The organism is Bacillus sp. NPDC094064 (genome assembly GCF_050279585.1).
In the GTDB taxonomy this organism is placed as follows: domain Bacteria; phylum Bacillota; class Bacilli; order Bacillales; family Bacillaceae_G; genus Bacillus_A.
The window spans coordinates 704,228-717,848 of the sequence record NZ_JBNNUI010000001.1 but is presented as its reverse complement, the minus strand read 5'-3'; the positions used below and the strand labels follow the sequence as shown (position 1 = coordinate 717,848).

15 protein-coding genes are annotated in these 13,621 nt (G+C 34.9%); 8 read left to right on the top strand and 7 right to left on the bottom strand.

Features of this window, described 5'->3' with window-relative positions:
• Nucleotides 1-3: 3 nt before the first annotated feature.
• Both ACQKNI_RS03885 and dltD read left to right on the top strand, forming a co-directional pair.
• Entirely contained in the window at nt 4-1,626 is a 1,623-nt protein-coding gene (locus ACQKNI_RS03885) for a peptide ABC transporter substrate-binding protein (RefSeq protein ID WP_088229219.1), read from the top strand.
• Nucleotides 1,627-1,962: 336 nt separating this feature from the next.
• Nucleotides 1,963-3,144 carry a D-alanyl-lipoteichoic acid biosynthesis protein DltD gene (gene dltD / locus ACQKNI_RS03880; protein ID WP_088229220.1) on the top strand — a complete coding sequence of 394 codons (1,182 nt, stop codon included), beginning with the start codon at nt 1,963-1,965 and terminating at the stop codon, nt 3,142-3,144.
• Nucleotides 3,145-3,183: 39 nt separating this feature from the next.
• On the opposite strand, the gene ACQKNI_RS03875 is transcribed toward dltD, so the two are convergent.
• On the bottom strand, nt 3,184-3,408 hold the full coding sequence (locus ACQKNI_RS03875) for a hypothetical protein (protein ID WP_088229221.1): 225 nt from the start codon (nt 3,406-3,408) through the stop codon (nt 3,184-3,186).
• 141 nt (nt 3,409-3,549) lie between these two features.
• Here ACQKNI_RS03875 and ACQKNI_RS03870 point away from each other — a divergent pair, with 141 nt between their 5' ends.
• Complete coding sequence (locus ACQKNI_RS03870) at nt 3,550-4,038, top strand: hypothetical protein (protein WP_088229222.1); 489 nt, start codon at nt 3,550-3,552, stop codon at nt 4,036-4,038.
• Nucleotides 4,039-4,076: 38 nt separating this feature from the next.
• On the opposite strand, the gene ACQKNI_RS03865 is transcribed toward ACQKNI_RS03870, so the two are convergent.
• Together ACQKNI_RS03865 and ACQKNI_RS03860 are read right to left on the bottom strand one after the other, a co-directional pair.
• The gene (locus ACQKNI_RS03865) at nt 4,077-4,682 is read right to left on the bottom strand and encodes a DedA family protein (RefSeq protein WP_088229223.1); all 606 of its coding nucleotides are present in this window, start codon (nt 4,680-4,682) and stop codon (nt 4,077-4,079) included.
• A gap of 233 nt (nt 4,683-4,915) precedes the next feature.
• A complete protein-coding gene (locus ACQKNI_RS03860) occupies nt 4,916-5,680 on the bottom strand; it encodes a DUF1836 domain-containing protein (protein WP_088229224.1) in 765 nt (254 codons plus the stop codon).
• A gap of 260 nt (nt 5,681-5,940) precedes the next feature.
• Between ACQKNI_RS03860 and ACQKNI_RS03855 the strand changes: the two genes are divergently transcribed.
• Both ACQKNI_RS03855 and ACQKNI_RS03850 read left to right on the top strand, forming a co-directional pair.
• Entirely contained in the window at nt 5,941-6,390 is a 450-nt protein-coding gene (locus ACQKNI_RS03855) for a hypothetical protein (RefSeq protein WP_088229225.1), read from the top strand.
• Nucleotides 6,378-6,686 (top strand): YxcD family protein, encoded by a 309-nt coding sequence (locus tag ACQKNI_RS03850; protein ID WP_000447757.1) that lies wholly within the window; start codon nt 6,378-6,380, stop codon nt 6,684-6,686. Before ACQKNI_RS03855 ends, ACQKNI_RS03850 begins: the two co-directional genes overlap by 13 nt.
• Before the next feature lie 24 nt (nt 6,687-6,710).
• Here ACQKNI_RS03850 and ACQKNI_RS03845 read toward each other — a convergent pair whose 3' ends face one another.
• The 4 genes from ACQKNI_RS03845 to ACQKNI_RS03830 form a co-directional block, all read right to left on the bottom strand.
• A complete protein-coding gene (locus tag ACQKNI_RS03845; protein ID WP_088229226.1) occupies nt 6,711-7,946 on the bottom strand; it encodes an NAD(P)/FAD-dependent oxidoreductase in 1,236 nt (411 codons plus the stop codon).
• Nucleotides 7,943-8,275 (bottom strand): (2Fe-2S)-binding protein, encoded by a 333-nt coding sequence (locus ACQKNI_RS03840; RefSeq protein ID WP_088229227.1) that lies wholly within the window; start codon nt 8,273-8,275, stop codon nt 7,943-7,945. The genes ACQKNI_RS03845 and ACQKNI_RS03840 overlap by 4 nt, the downstream gene beginning before the upstream one ends.
• Entirely contained in the window at nt 8,272-8,544 is a 273-nt protein-coding gene (locus tag ACQKNI_RS03835) for a (2Fe-2S)-binding protein (RefSeq protein WP_088229228.1), read from the bottom strand. The genes ACQKNI_RS03840 and ACQKNI_RS03835 overlap by 4 nt, the downstream gene beginning before the upstream one ends.
• Before the next feature lie 73 nt (nt 8,545-8,617).
• Nucleotides 8,618-10,279, bottom strand: a complete 1,662-nt coding sequence (locus ACQKNI_RS03830) for a sigma-54 interaction domain-containing protein (protein ID WP_088229229.1) — start codon at nt 10,277-10,279, stop codon at nt 8,618-8,620.
• Between the two features lie 181 nt (nt 10,280-10,460).
• Here ACQKNI_RS03830 and ACQKNI_RS03825 point away from each other — a divergent pair, with 181 nt between their 5' ends.
• The 3 genes from ACQKNI_RS03825 to ACQKNI_RS03815 are packed head-to-tail and all read left to right on the top strand — an operon-like array spanning nt 10,461 to nt 13,608.
• On the top strand, nt 10,461-11,636 hold the full coding sequence (locus ACQKNI_RS03825) for an NAD(P)/FAD-dependent oxidoreductase (protein WP_098252098.1): 1,176 nt from the start codon (nt 10,461-10,463) through the stop codon (nt 11,634-11,636).
• Nucleotides 11,633-12,670, top strand: coding sequence for a proline racemase family protein (locus ACQKNI_RS03820; protein WP_427282202.1), 1,038 nt, complete (start codon nt 11,633-11,635; stop codon nt 12,668-12,670). Before ACQKNI_RS03825 ends, ACQKNI_RS03820 begins: the two co-directional genes overlap by 4 nt.
• Complete coding sequence (locus ACQKNI_RS03815; protein ID WP_427282201.1) at nt 12,667-13,608, top strand: proline racemase family protein; 942 nt, start codon at nt 12,667-12,669, stop codon at nt 13,606-13,608. The genes ACQKNI_RS03820 and ACQKNI_RS03815 overlap by 4 nt, the downstream gene beginning before the upstream one ends.
• Nucleotides 13,609-13,621 lie beyond the last annotated feature (13 nt).

Here is a 13,621-nt window from a genome sequence, read left to right as displayed (position 1 = left end):
TACATGAAAAAAGTTGTTCGCTACTCATTAGTTAGTACTCTATTAGTTTCTTCATTTTTAGTTGGCTGTGCAAAAGAAAAAACAGCTACAAAGCCGAAAGATGAGAAGAAAGTATTACAGCTACTAGAAACGGGTGAAATTCCATCATTAAATTCAGGTAAAGTAACAGATGCGGTCTCGTTTAACGTTTTAAATAACGTGATGGAAGGGCTATTCCGTTTATCAAAAAATGATGAAGTGATTGAGGCGGGAGCACAAAAGTATGAAGTGAGTAAAGATGGAAAGACATATACGTTCCACTTACGTGATGCGAAATGGTCTAACGGAGATCCAGTAACCGCTCATGATTACGTGTATGCTTGGAAGCAACTAATTAATCCAGATATGGCTTCTCAATATGCATATATTGCGTACGATGTAAAAAATGCTGAGAAGATAAATAAAAAGCAGCTAGGGCTAGATGAATTAGGGATAAAAGCAAAGGATGATAAAACATTTGTTGTAGAGCTAGAACATCCTGTACCGTATTTTACGAAACTACTCATTTTACCGTCCTTCTATCCAATTAATGAAAAGTATGCGAAAGAACAAGGTGATAAATACGGATTAGAAGCAAATAAAACGATATATAATGGGCCATTTACATTATCAGAGTGGAAGCATGAAGCTAGTTTTACAATGAAGAAAAATGATAAGTATTGGGATAAAAAAGAAGTGAAATTAGATGAAGTAAACTATCAAATTGTTAAAGAAATTTCAACTGCGGTAAATTTATATGAGACAGATAAAGTTGATAGAGCTGTCATTTCCACAGAATTTGTAGATAAATATAAAACTAGTAAAGAACTAAAGCAATATACAGATCCGGTTATGTACTTCTTCCGTTTCAATGAAAATGTACCGATTCTTAAAAATAAAAATGCACGTCTTGCGCTGAGTACAGTGTTTGATAAGAAAGGCCTTGCAACTTCATTTTTAAACGATGGATCGGTTGCTGCGAACTACTACGTACCAAAAGGGTTTTTAAAAGGACCAGATAAGAAAGATTTTAGAAGTACAGCAGGTGAGTTTAATAAGACGGACGTAAAACTGGCGAAAGAATATTGGGAAAAAGCAAAACAAGAGACAGGTACAAATGAAGTGACATTAGAACTATTGAACTATGACTTAGAAAACTTTAAAAAAGTAGGAGAGTATATTAAAGAACAACTTGAGAAAAACTTACCAGGCTTAAAAGTGAATGTAAAACTACAACCACATACTCAAAAACTAGCACTTGAGAAGAAGAAAGAATATGAAATGTCATTATCACGTTGGTTACCTGATTATCCAGATCCAATGACTTACTTAGAAGTATTCCTTTCTGGAAGTACTGTCAATAATACAGGATATGCAAATCCAGAATATGATGCGTTAATTAAAAAGATTAAAACTGAATTAGGTAATGATGAAAACGTACGTTGGAAAGCACTGCAAGATGCTGAAAAAATACTTCTTGATGATGCAGTAATTGCACCGGTATTCCAGCGCGGTTTATCTTACTTGCAAAAACCTTACGTGAAAGATCTATACGTACATCAATTCGGTCCAGCAACAAGTTTAAAGTGGGCAAATGTACAAAAATAAAATGGTAGAAAAACAGACTTCACAAATGTGATAGTCTGTTTTTTTCTTTTATATTCAAATGAATTATAGACATTTATTATGTTTTTTCATCTTTGATAAATAAAATTGTTACAAAAATTCCAGTGTGAAATTTATGTAGAATCTTGTATAATTAACGTGTTTCTATGGAAACATTTTCTTGCGCTATTTATATAGGATTTAATAGAACAAGGAAAGAAATACATACATGTATATAATAGATAAATAGAATGGAACATGTATAGAGAAAAAGGAGAAAAAAATGACGTGTCAAAAACAAGGGTTACAATTTAATAGCGAGAGAAAGAGGAATAGACGATGAAGATGAAACATGCTTTTGGTCCAATTATTATAGCATGTCTACTCTTTTTCATTGTCGTGCTTATTCCATCTAAAAATTTAGTATCACTTATTAGCGATAAGAAAGTTGAAGATGCGGCAACTTCCTTACAAAAAGAAAAATTACAAAGTGTTTTCTTACAGCAGAAAATGTTAGAGAATTCGCAGTATTTACCGATGTACGGTTCATCTGAATTTTTACGAATGGATGCATACCATCCGTCCAATTATTTCAAAGTAAATCCAGCAGGTTTCACACCATTTTTAATTGGAACTGGCGGTACGCAAAGTTTAGCTCATATTTTAAATATGACATCTACGATGGATGAATTAGAAGGTAAAAAGGTAGTCTTTGTTCTTTCACCACAATGGTTTACAAAAACCGGTGTATCACAAGGGGATTTTACAAATAATTTCTCCAAACAACAAGCCTATCATTTTATTTTTAATGACGAAATAAATCCTGAAATGAAGAAAAAAATTGCGGAACGTTTGCTAGATTATAAAGTTGTTCGTAAAGATGCGATATTAAGTAGTTCTCTAGAAAGTATTGTATATAACGATACAAAACATAATATAAAAGCTGGGCTAGCTAAACCGCTAGCATATATGTACCGGAATATTTTAGATCATAGAGATTTATTTAATTCCCTATTTAAGATCGAACCGATGAAAGAGAAAACAAATACGGGACTACGTTCACTTTCTTGGGAAGATGCACGTAAACAAGCGGAACAAGAAGGTAAAGCGGAATCTACAACAAATACATTCGGAATTGAAAATCCGTATTACTATAAACATAATTTCAAGAAAAAATTAAAAGGTCTAAAAAACTTTAGAGCAAATGAATCGTATGATGAATCACCAGAATATGATGACTTACAAATTGTTTTAGATCTTTTCAAAGAAAAAAATGTTGAACCACTCTTTATTTCTGTTCCTGTAAATGGACCTTGGTATGATTATGCTGGTTTCCCGAAAGAACGCCGTGATGTGTATTATAATAAGGTTCGCGAGCAAGTCGAGAAAGCGGGATACCCAGTAGTTGATTTCTCTAACCATGAATATGATAAGTATTTCTTAAAAGATACAATTCATTTAGGTTGGAAAGGTTGGATTTACTTTGATGAAGCGGTGCAGAAGTTTTATTCTGAGAAATAAAGTAGAGAAACCGGAATGGCTATTAGCCGTTCCGGTTTTTTAGTATAGAGGATTTTGGTGCGGGCAATTAGGAAATGCATGTATATCTTGAATTTGTCTAAAATCATAATGTTTCATGGCGAATTGTGCTTGGTACAGGTATTCATATACATATAATTGGCCATCATGTGCTGAACATAATACACCAGAAGTTCCTTGCCCGTTAATGAAGGAAATGCCGATAGGGCGTCCAATTAAGTATGGTATTTTTTGTTGCCAGTGCATAGGAAAATCACTCCTTTTTGAGATAATATACGAAATGAATGAGTGAATTGTAGCTTATCCACATAATTATGGAGGCTTTTTTATACAATTTCTAGAAGATATTAATATGAATGAATTATAAGTACGAGAAAGGAATGAATAATGAAGAAAGAGAATATTTTGGAAGGAAAATTAAATTTAATAGAGTGGTGTCAAACATTACAGCGAGTGCCTGATGATATATGGTTTCAGGCATTAAAAAAAGGTTCATGGGCAATTGCGGATGTGATTTCACATTTTATCGTTTGGGATGTGTTTATAATAAAGGATAGAATTCCATACTTTATAAGTGGACAATCTGTACCAAATGTTCCAATAGATGTTGAGGAAATGAATATGGGAGCAATTAAATATGCGAGATCTGGTATTTCAAAAGAAGAACTATTAAATCAATTTAGTGTTACTCGTAAACAATTAGTGGATGAAATTGAGCGAATTCCCACCAAATATTTTTATAATGACTACCAATTTGACACTAAAAAAGTGAAATTAAATAATTACTTTTCATCACTCATTCAGCATGATTTAAAGCATAAAGAAGAAATAATACAATTTCTAATATATAATCAAGCCTATAATAAAAACCGCTAACATTCGTAATGAATATATAGCGGTTTTTATTTATATTTTTACGCAAGATTTTTACGCTTTTTTGTCCATTTTTTTATGACGAAGTATAAAAGAATAAGTATGACGCCACCTATTGCGAACGATTTCACATACGGTCCAGCAATATCATTAATATTCTCCCAGTTTTCACCTAGTTTTTCACCTAAGTAAATGAAAATGATAGACCAAGGAATAATCGCAAGTCCTGTTAACGTAATGAAACGTGAAATTGGCATTTTTGTAATACCAGCAGGAATTGAAATCGCATGGCGTACTACTGGAATAAAGCGGGCTGTGAAAATTACGCCAGTTCCGTAACGATTAAACCAATCTTCAGCAGCGTCTATTTGTTTTTTATGAATGAAAATATATTTTCCGTAACGTTCTAATACAGGGCGACCGCCGTATCGGCCAATCCAATAAATAAAGACTTGAGCAATAACACCGCCAATTGTACCGAATATAACTGCGCCTACAAACGAGATACTTCCATTTGATACTAAGTATCCTGCGTAAGCGAGGACAATTTCACTCGGGATAATTTCAATCATTAATCCAAGCATAATGCCCCAATAACCTAACCCTTCAAAAAACGTCAATACTGAATGAATAAAACTACTTAACATTGTTGCACCTTCTAGTTTATGAATTTTTGAATAGATAAACCTTTTTGTTAATAAAGTAAAAGGTTTATCATGTGTAGATTATACCTTATTTACATAGGGGATTGCTATTTCAATTCTTTTATGTCTCTCTTAAGTATTATAGTAAAGCATGTAAGCTGATTTTTCATGAAGTGATAATGAAAAGAGTATTAAAAATTTCTCATAAAAAATAGAAGCACTTCTGCTCCTATTTTTTACGGCTTTACATCTAAATTTTGTAAAAATAACGTTGCTGTTACGTAACGTTTCGCTAGCATTTGTACATAAGCGGTATGTACAGAAAGCGTGGCGATAATAATAGCGTTACGAATTGCTTCGCGTTGTTCATTATTAACTTGATCGAACTTGCTTGCAATTTTATCAGCTTTTTCTTTTACAATATTTTCAATCGTATGAATTGTATCTGTTGCATTTAGTTGTAAGCAATTCCCTTGATTTAGTTCTTCAAATAGAGAAGAGTATGCTACATATAAATGAACAGGATTGATTAAATCATCACTTCGATCGGCTGGGTCATTTACGATAAGGCGCAATAGCTTACGAATGGATTCAAAATCCAGTGCTGTTTTTAAATCTTCGACAATGAATAGTAAGGCTGCTTGTTCGATTGAATATTTCTTCCCTTTTTGAGGGGAGCCAATCATTTCTTTTATATCTCGTTTCACCCAGTTTTGCATAGCGGTTACAGAGAAACTCGTGTTTTCAATCTGATTACCAAGCGCAACTATTTCATTTAATGAAAAACCAATGTCTGTATCTTCAATTTTAATCAATTTTTCAAAAATAGGTGAAAGTGCGGTTGTAATAAAAGCTGTAACGCTTTGTCCGCTTTCAATATCTTTTTTATGTGACTTTGCCCAAGCTTCTTGTAAAATGCTAAGAGGCTTTTTCGGATTCCATCCTCTAAGTGATAGAAGGAGCGTTGCCATTTCGTTTCGTGTGAGATGAAATGTTTCCATCTTTTCACCTCCAAAATTATAAAAAGTTCTTATGAACTTATAATATGTTTTGTTTCATTTAAAGTCAATTCCGTTTTTCTTATTTTTTCCTTTGTTATGGAATTATTGTCTTAAGTAAATAATACTTGCATATTTCGACAAAAGTTCATATAATAAGTTCATAAGAACCTTTAAAATGATTTTAAAACAAATCTATCATTCTGAATTTACTAGAAAGGTAGATTTCACATATATCTATATAAAAGGAGAATGGATATAATATGTTGAAAAAACTTGTAGCAGTAATGACAGCATTCATGGTTATCTTTGGGGCTAGTAGCTTTATGTTCGTAAATCACGCGGAAGCGAAAAGTTACAAATCTGGTAAAAAATCATATACACCAAGTTCTGGTCAAAAGTCTAAGGTGGATTTAAACAAAAAAGATTCTAACGTAAATTCACAAAAAACGACAACAGATTCAAAAACAAAAGCAACAAACACAGCGCCAAAAAGTAATAAAGGAAGCTTTATGAAGGGTTTATTACTAGGTGGTCTTGGTGGTTTACTAATGGGTAGCTTATTTGCAAATATGGGAGCTCTTGGTTCTGTATTAGCGTTTATGGTAAATATGTTAGTTATGGCTGGTATCGTAATGTTAGCAGTTCGTGCATTTAAATACTTCAAAAATCAACGTAAGAAAAAGGCAGATGAAGTAGCATGGAAACAATAAAAATTTCCGAACAAGAACTTATAAATGCGCTTTGTGTGTATATCGCTGAAAAAAGACAAGTTGGTCCAGAAGAAGTTTTAGTTGAACTGATGTATGATGATGACTATGGTTTCTCAGCTGAAGTAGAGGTAAATGGTCGTCAGCAAATATTAATTCAAGCAAACTTAATTGAAGCGTTGCGCTTATTACTTGACAGAGAATATAATGTCAATGCATTCGCGGCAAGATTACAACTTGAATTAGATGATGAAGAAGGCATTTACGCATTAGCGAAATTTAATAACTCAGATGAGTAGGAAAAAGAGCTGTTGAGAGTAATCTCAACAGCTCTTTTTAGTATGTGCATATGAAGAGGAATAATCACGCCAAATTTCATTCATTTTTCGTCTACCAGCATCGATCATTGGATTAAACTGAATTGCTGCTTGTTGACGTACAGCGTGTACATGTTGAATTGCTTGTTGCAAGTGTTGTTCAATCGAATTAGATTTTATATTAGCGTGTTTTACAATTGAGTAGCCAGCAACTGTTCCTTGCGCCATTGCGATTTTTCCGCTTTCAATTCCTGTAATATTTCCAGCTACAAATAAGCCCGAAAGAGGGGTTTCCATTGTTTCGGAATGAAGAGGGACGTGTCCGCCTAATTCCGGGATGTAACGGAAAGGACAACCAGCTACAGCAGCAAGCTCGGCAAGCGGGTATAAACCACCAGCAATACAAACGAAGTCTGCCTCTAATATTTTTTCTGATCCATTAATAATATTCCCTATAGAATCAATGTTAGCAACACGAACACCTTCAACTTGATCTGTTCCAATAATTTCAAGTGCGGCTTTACGGAGATGAAGTGGTGTCCCATTTATTTTCATCCCGTTATTTGGGTAGAAGGTTAATCCGGCTTTTCGAATCCAATCATATTTCATAAAGCGGCTACCTATGCGTAGAAAAGCAGAAGGAGCAAGATGAGCTGCATTTAAAAGAGAGTTTAAAACTTCTTCTGGTTCACCAGCTTTTTGGCTTAACTCACTTTTTTCAGGAAGTACAATATGATCCACTTTAATTCCAGCTAATTGCAGTTCATTTAAAATCGCAAATGACAAAATGTTAGCACCAATAATGATTCCTTTTTTCCCAACTTGCACTCGGTGAACATTTGTCATAACTTGAGCTGCTCCAATTGACATAACTCCTGGAAGTGTCCAGCCAGGAAGGGGAATAGAATATTCAGCAGCCCCGGTAGCAATTAGTACAAACGGTGCTTCTAACGTACCGATATTTGTATGTACGAACCAATTACTTTCATCTTTATCTAAATTAAAGACGGAAACACCGCACTGAATATCGACTGAAAGGGATTTTGCTTCTTCGTGAAGGCGTTTTGACTCTTCTATTCCGTTCCACCATTCTCCAGTAGGTTCCTGGTGTAACTGACCTAATAATCTCCCACCTGGCTTCATAAATTCATCTATTACAAGTACGTTAAGTCCAAAGCGTGCACAAGAGATGGAAGCTGATAATCCTGCTGGTCCTGCGCCAATAATAATTACATCAATCATCGCTTTTTCACCATCTCTCTCACGATATTCGGGTGCTGTTTTCCGCTTTCCACAACCATATTGTTTTCAACTACAGTTAAGCAAGCTCGTACGTTCGTTTGATTGTTTACAGTTACGCGGCATTCAGAACAATGCCCGATATTACAATAAATGCCTCGCGGACTCCCGCTATCTTCATGGACTCTTAACGTTCGAATTCCGTTTGCAAGTAAAGCGGCCGCAATTGTTTCATGTTCATATGCTTCATATTGTTGACCGTTAAATTGAAAGGTGATGCGCTGACTATGATTTAAACTACCTAAAATAGGGTGATGTGTAATTCTACTCATTTACTTTCACCTACCGATCCAAAAGTAACCGCACGTACTGGTGGCTGATATTTCAAAGGAATTTCATTCGAATTTATATTAGGATTTGCATTTTCAATCATTCGATCTATCATCATTCTACATGTGCGGCCACCACAAAATCCCATGCCAGCACGTGTTCTTAGTTTTAATTCCCTTGCCGAGCAATTATATTCAGCGATTGTTGATTGAAGTTGTCCGTATGTTACTTCTTCACAACGACAAACAATTATGTTCTCTTTATTCGTCATATGTATTCCTCCTCTAGTTCGGTTTGCACAAATTATAATGCAAAAACTGTGCCAAAGTAGAGGGGAGAGGTGGTTATTGTAACCCAAGTTTTTTTAATCGGTTATATAAAGTAGCCCTCGTTATGCCGAGTTGCTTTGCACATTCTAATTTATTTCCATTTAGAATGCGTAAAGCTCGTTCAATTACCTTTTTCTCATGCTCATCCATTTCATTTTGTAAAGAGAGGATCGTGTTATTGTTACTCAGCAAAAAGGAATGAGACGTTTCGCTTTCTAAAGTATCATTTGTGTGAAATGGTAAATATTCTTGTTTAATAATACCGTCTGTCGCAAATACGACGAGCCGTTCGACTACGTTACGGAGCTCGCGAATATTACCTGGCCAATTGTAATGAAGTAGTTCATGCATAATACTTGAAGGTAAGTCGCGAACTGGTCTGTTATAGTTAATTGAAAAATCATTTAAGAATGAGTATGTTAATTCAATAATATCTTCTCGTCTTTCTCGTAGTGGCGGAATATGCAAACTAACTACATTTAAGCGATAATATAAATCTTCTCGGAAAGTTCCTTTTCTCATTTCTTCTTGTAAATCACGATTTGTAGCAGCGATAATACGGAAATCAATATTTATTTCTTTTTCTCCACCAACTCGGTAATATTTTCGTTCTTGTAGTACACGTAAAAGTTTCACTTGCATATCGAGTGGCATTTCGCCAATTTCATCGAGGAATAAAGTACCGCCTTGTGCCAGCTCAATTTTCCCTTTTTTCCCTTTACTATTTGCGCCAGAAAAAGCGCCTCGTTCGTACCCAAATAACTCACTTTCAAATAACGCTTCAGGGATGGCACCACAGTTGATCGAAATGAAAGGTGACTTTGCTGTCTCGCTTGCTTCATGAATTGCTTTCGCAAATACTTCTTTTCCAACTCCACTTTCGCCGAGAATTAAAACAGTCGACTTCACAGAACAAACCTTTCGAGCTAATTGTATCGTTCTTTGTATGACAGGGCTTTTTCCGTTCATTGCATGGAAAGGATCAGATGTATCTTTATACTTTGCAACTTCTTGTTCTAATCGGTGCATTTCATGCGACATATTAAATAATTTTTCATTCAAAGCGACTTGATTTGTAACATCCGTTTCTGAAACGACTGCCCCTATTATTTTATCGTTACAATAAACTGGGTTTGAATTAATTAATACGAACAAATCAGGCCGAGGCTGATGGAATTGAGCGATTATGCTTTTTCCACTATGTAATGATTGTAAAATTTCTAAATCTTTATAATCAAAAAAACGAGTGATCGGTTGCCCGATAATTTCATTATGGTTTACTGAAAAAATCTTTTCAGCACCATCTGTCCAAGTGCGAACGCATTCTTTATCATCAATGACTGTAACAGAAGAATCAGACGTTTCAATAACAGTGTTATAAAACGCTTGTAGTTCATTGTAATACTTATAAAGAAAAGGAATCATTTGCTGTGTAGTAATACAGTATATAGGTTCTTCGTCTTTGTTCATGATGACAACAGCTAGTTCATGAGAAAATGCGTCGATTAAAGCAGTGAAAGAGTCATCCTCATATATAACTGCGCAACGCCATTTTTCAGTAGATGAATGGATGTAATAAAAGTTCTCGTTTACTTGCTTGATTGATTGCATGATACTGTTGTGATCCATTGACAAAATTTTTATAAACTCTTTTATTGTTGGAAATGAAAATGTCATAGTGACCTCCTATTGTGTAAAAAAAAATAGACAGTGATAAAAAAATAATACACCTATTTATGATAAATTTAAAATATTTTTACAAATAAAAATATTATTTATAAAAAGTGTATATATGTAGAGTTGGCACGTCAATTGCATAAAAGAAAGTGAGAGATTTATGAGAAAGGAGGAGTGCTATGTGAGGCACTGCGACGTTTTAATTATAGGTGGTGGAATAATAGGATGTTCCATCGCTTATTACACTTCAAAATACGGAAGAGATGTAACAATCATTGAAAAAGGAGAATTTGTCAGCGGGACGTCTTCACGGTGTGATGGAAATATATTGGCAATTGATAAAGATCCAGGGTTTGATAGTCAAATGTCATTAGTAAGTCAAAAGTTAGTAACAGAACTAAGTGAAGAGTTGGAGCATTCATTTGAATATAGGGCACCTGGCAGCATCCTTGTTTGTGAATCAGACGAAGAGATGGAAGCGGCGCAGCAATGGGTAGACAGGCAAAAAGAAGCGGGTTTACCGTTTCGAATGTTAGATAGGCAAGATATAAGAGAGGAATCACCATTTTTTGCTGATGATTTATTAGGTGGTTTAGAATGCGCAACTGATTCAACTGTAAATCCGTATCTTCTCGCTTTTTCACTTTTAGCAGAGGCGAAAAAATTTGGTGCAAAAGCTTATAACCATACAGAAGTTAAAGAAATGAAAAGAGAGAAGGACGGCTCATTTATTGTAGAAACGACAAACGGTACATATACTGCGAAGCAAGTTGTGAATGCAGCTGGTGTGTGGGCTCCTAAAATCGGACAGATGTTAGATGTGAATATCCCAATTGAACCGAGAAAGGGACATATTATTGTAGCTTCGAGACAACAACATGTTGGCTGCCGTAAAGTAATGGAATTTGGTTATTTGATTTCCAAGTTTGGTGGGAAACGAAAAGTAGATGCTTTAACTGAACAATACGGAGTCGCGCTTGTATTTGAACCGACAGAAAGTCAAAATTTTTTAATTGGTAGTAGTCGAGAATTTGTAGGGTTTCACACGAGAATAAACAATGAAGTTATTAAATGTATTGCAAATAGAGCAATTCGTTTTTATCCGAAAATGGCGGATATGATGGTGATCCGTTCATATGCTGGATTACGTCCGTGGACAGAAGATCATTTGCCAATCATTTCACGAGTGGAACATATTCCGAACTACTTTATAGCAGCGGGGCATGAAGGTGATGGGATTAGTCTTGCGGCAGTTACTGGGAAGGTGGTTGAGGAACTGTTAAATGAAAAAGAAACAATCATTCCTATTGAACCACTTCGTTTGAGTCGTTTTACAGAAAGGGTGTTAAACGGATGAGGTCACAAAGAGTCTTTACGACGATTGATACACATACGGGCGGGAATCCAACGAGGACATTAATTAGCGGACTTCCTAAGTTAATTGGAGAGACGATGGCAGAGAAGATGTTGCATATGAAAAAGGAGTATGACTGGATTCGCAAATTGTTAATGAATGAACCACGTGGGCATGATGTAATGTCAGGTGCACTATTAACAGAGCCGTGTCACCCTGAAGCTGATATAGGTGTTATATACATAGAGACAGGCGGGTATTTACCGATGTGTGGCCACGATACAATCGGTGTATGTACATCTTTAGTTGAATCAGGCTTAATCCCAGTAGTTGAACCGGTTACTTCTTTAAAGCTAGATACACCAGCAGGCTTAGTTGAAGTAGATATTTTTGTTCAAGATGGGAAAGCGAAAGAAGTCTCCTTCTGCAACATACCAGCTTTTTTATTGAAAAACATTACTGTAGACGTTGAAGACATTGGAACTGTAGAGGCTGACATTGCATATGGAGGGAATTTTTATGCCATTATCGATGCGAAGTCAGTAGGTTTAGATTTAGTACCAGAAAACGCATCTACGATCATTGATAAGGCAATTCATATTCGAAATACAATTAATGAGAAGTTTGAAATCATTCATCCAGAGTATTCGTTTATAAGAGGATTAACACATGTTGAATTTTATACAGATCCTACTCATGAAAGTGCGCATGTGAAAAATACAGTTGTTGTTCCGCCAGGAGGAATAGATCGATCTCCATGTGGTACAGGAACATCCGCGAAGTTAGCTGTATTATATGCCCATAAAAAAATTGACATTGATGAAGAATTTGTTCATGAGAGTATTGTAGGTTCTTTATTTAAAGGGTGTGTTATGAGTACAACATATGTAGAAAATATTGAAGCTGTAGTAACGAAAATTACTGGATCGGCTTGGCTTATGGGCATGCATAGATTTTTTTACAATGAAAAGGATCCACTTAAAGAAGGTTTTTTGTTAATTCCGCCGATGGAGCATGAAACGGAGGATGTAAAATGAACATTCAAAAAATGTATACAGCAGTAGATGTGCACGTAGCTGGCGAAGCATTTCGTGTAATAAAAGATGTACCATGCAAATACTACTACAGTTTAGAACATTTAAATGAACAGTTTTCTGGGGAATTAGCAGAAGAAATGCAGCTTTTATTAAATGAACCACGTGGTTTTATCGGTTTAAATGGATGTATTGTCGTTCCTTCTATTCATAAGGAAGTGGATGCAGCGGTATTGTTTTTTGATCATGAAGGATCTATTCCTCTTCATTATGGCGGTATAGTAGCGGTAATAACAATGTTATTAGAAAGTGGTTATTTAAAAAAGAGAGAGTCTGATCAATACAAAATTGAAACGTTGTCTGGAATTTTTTCAGTTCACGCCTATGTAGAGCATGATGAAGTTGTATCTGTTTCGTTTGAAAGCAAACTTTGTTATATGGTTGAGAAAGATTTAAAGATTGGTAATATAAAGTACTCTCTCATACAAGCAGATAAAGTTTATGCAGTTGTAGAAAAGGATACGTATTCGCCTGAAATTTCTGTTGAAAATATATCTGAATTAAAAAAATGGGGAGAAGCTACACTTGAAGCTATACAAAAACAGTCACTTATAAAAAGACTTATTTTAGTAGATTCTTCGCAAAAAGAAAAGAATCATATAAAGTCAATCACATTTCATGAAGATAACTTTATCGTACGTTCACCAGGTTTTGTTTCTACAATTGTGTCTTATGTTCATGCTTTATTTAAAAATGATTATATAGCGGATAAACCTTTTAAAAATGAAAGTATTTTTAATAGCTTTATAACAGTGGAACAAGTGAAGAAAGAAGAATTAGGATACATTTTCCGTTTTGAAAGTAGAGGATTTATTACAGGTATGCAGACGTTTTTGCTAGATCCGACAGATCCGTTTCCAACAGGGTTTCTATTAAAATAAAATGTTAAAGGGA

Coding starts and splice junctions, on each gene's coding strand:
- ACQKNI_RS03885 (WP_088229219.1), top strand. CDS start 4: ATGAAAAAAGTTGTTCGCTACTCATTAGTTAGTACTCTATTAGTTTCT.
- dltD (WP_088229220.1), top strand. CDS start 1,963: ATGAAGATGAAACATGCTTTTGGTCCAATTATTATAGCATGTCTACTC.
- ACQKNI_RS03875 (WP_088229221.1), bottom strand. CDS start 3,408: ATGCACTGGCAACAAAAAATACCATACTTAATTGGACGCCCTATCGGC.
- ACQKNI_RS03870 (WP_088229222.1), top strand. CDS start 3,550: ATGAAGAAAGAGAATATTTTGGAAGGAAAATTAAATTTAATAGAGTGG.
- ACQKNI_RS03865 (WP_088229223.1), bottom strand. CDS start 4,682: ATGTTAAGTAGTTTTATTCATTCAGTATTGACGTTTTTTGAAGGGTTA.
- ACQKNI_RS03860 (WP_088229224.1), bottom strand. CDS start 5,680: ATGGAAACATTTCATCTCACACGAAACGAAATGGCAACGCTCCTTCTA.
- ACQKNI_RS03855 (WP_088229225.1), top strand. CDS start 5,941: ATGTTGAAAAAACTTGTAGCAGTAATGACAGCATTCATGGTTATCTTT.
- ACQKNI_RS03850 (WP_000447757.1), top strand. CDS start 6,378: ATGGAAACAATAAAAATTTCCGAACAAGAACTTATAAATGCGCTTTGT.
- ACQKNI_RS03845 (WP_088229226.1), bottom strand. CDS start 7,946: ATGATTGATGTAATTATTATTGGCGCAGGACCAGCAGGATTATCAGCT.
- ACQKNI_RS03840 (WP_088229227.1), bottom strand. CDS start 8,275: ATGAGTAGAATTACACATCACCCTATTTTAGGTAGTTTAAATCATAGT.
- ACQKNI_RS03835 (WP_088229228.1), bottom strand. CDS start 8,544: ATGACGAATAAAGAGAACATAATTGTTTGTCGTTGTGAAGAAGTAACA.
- ACQKNI_RS03830 (WP_088229229.1), bottom strand. CDS start 10,279: ATGACATTTTCATTTCCAACAATAAAAGAGTTTATAAAAATTTTGTCA.
- ACQKNI_RS03820 (WP_427282202.1), top strand. CDS start 11,633: ATGAGGTCACAAAGAGTCTTTACGACGATTGATACACATACGGGCGGG.
- ACQKNI_RS03815 (WP_427282201.1), top strand. CDS start 12,667: ATGAACATTCAAAAAATGTATACAGCAGTAGATGTGCACGTAGCTGGC.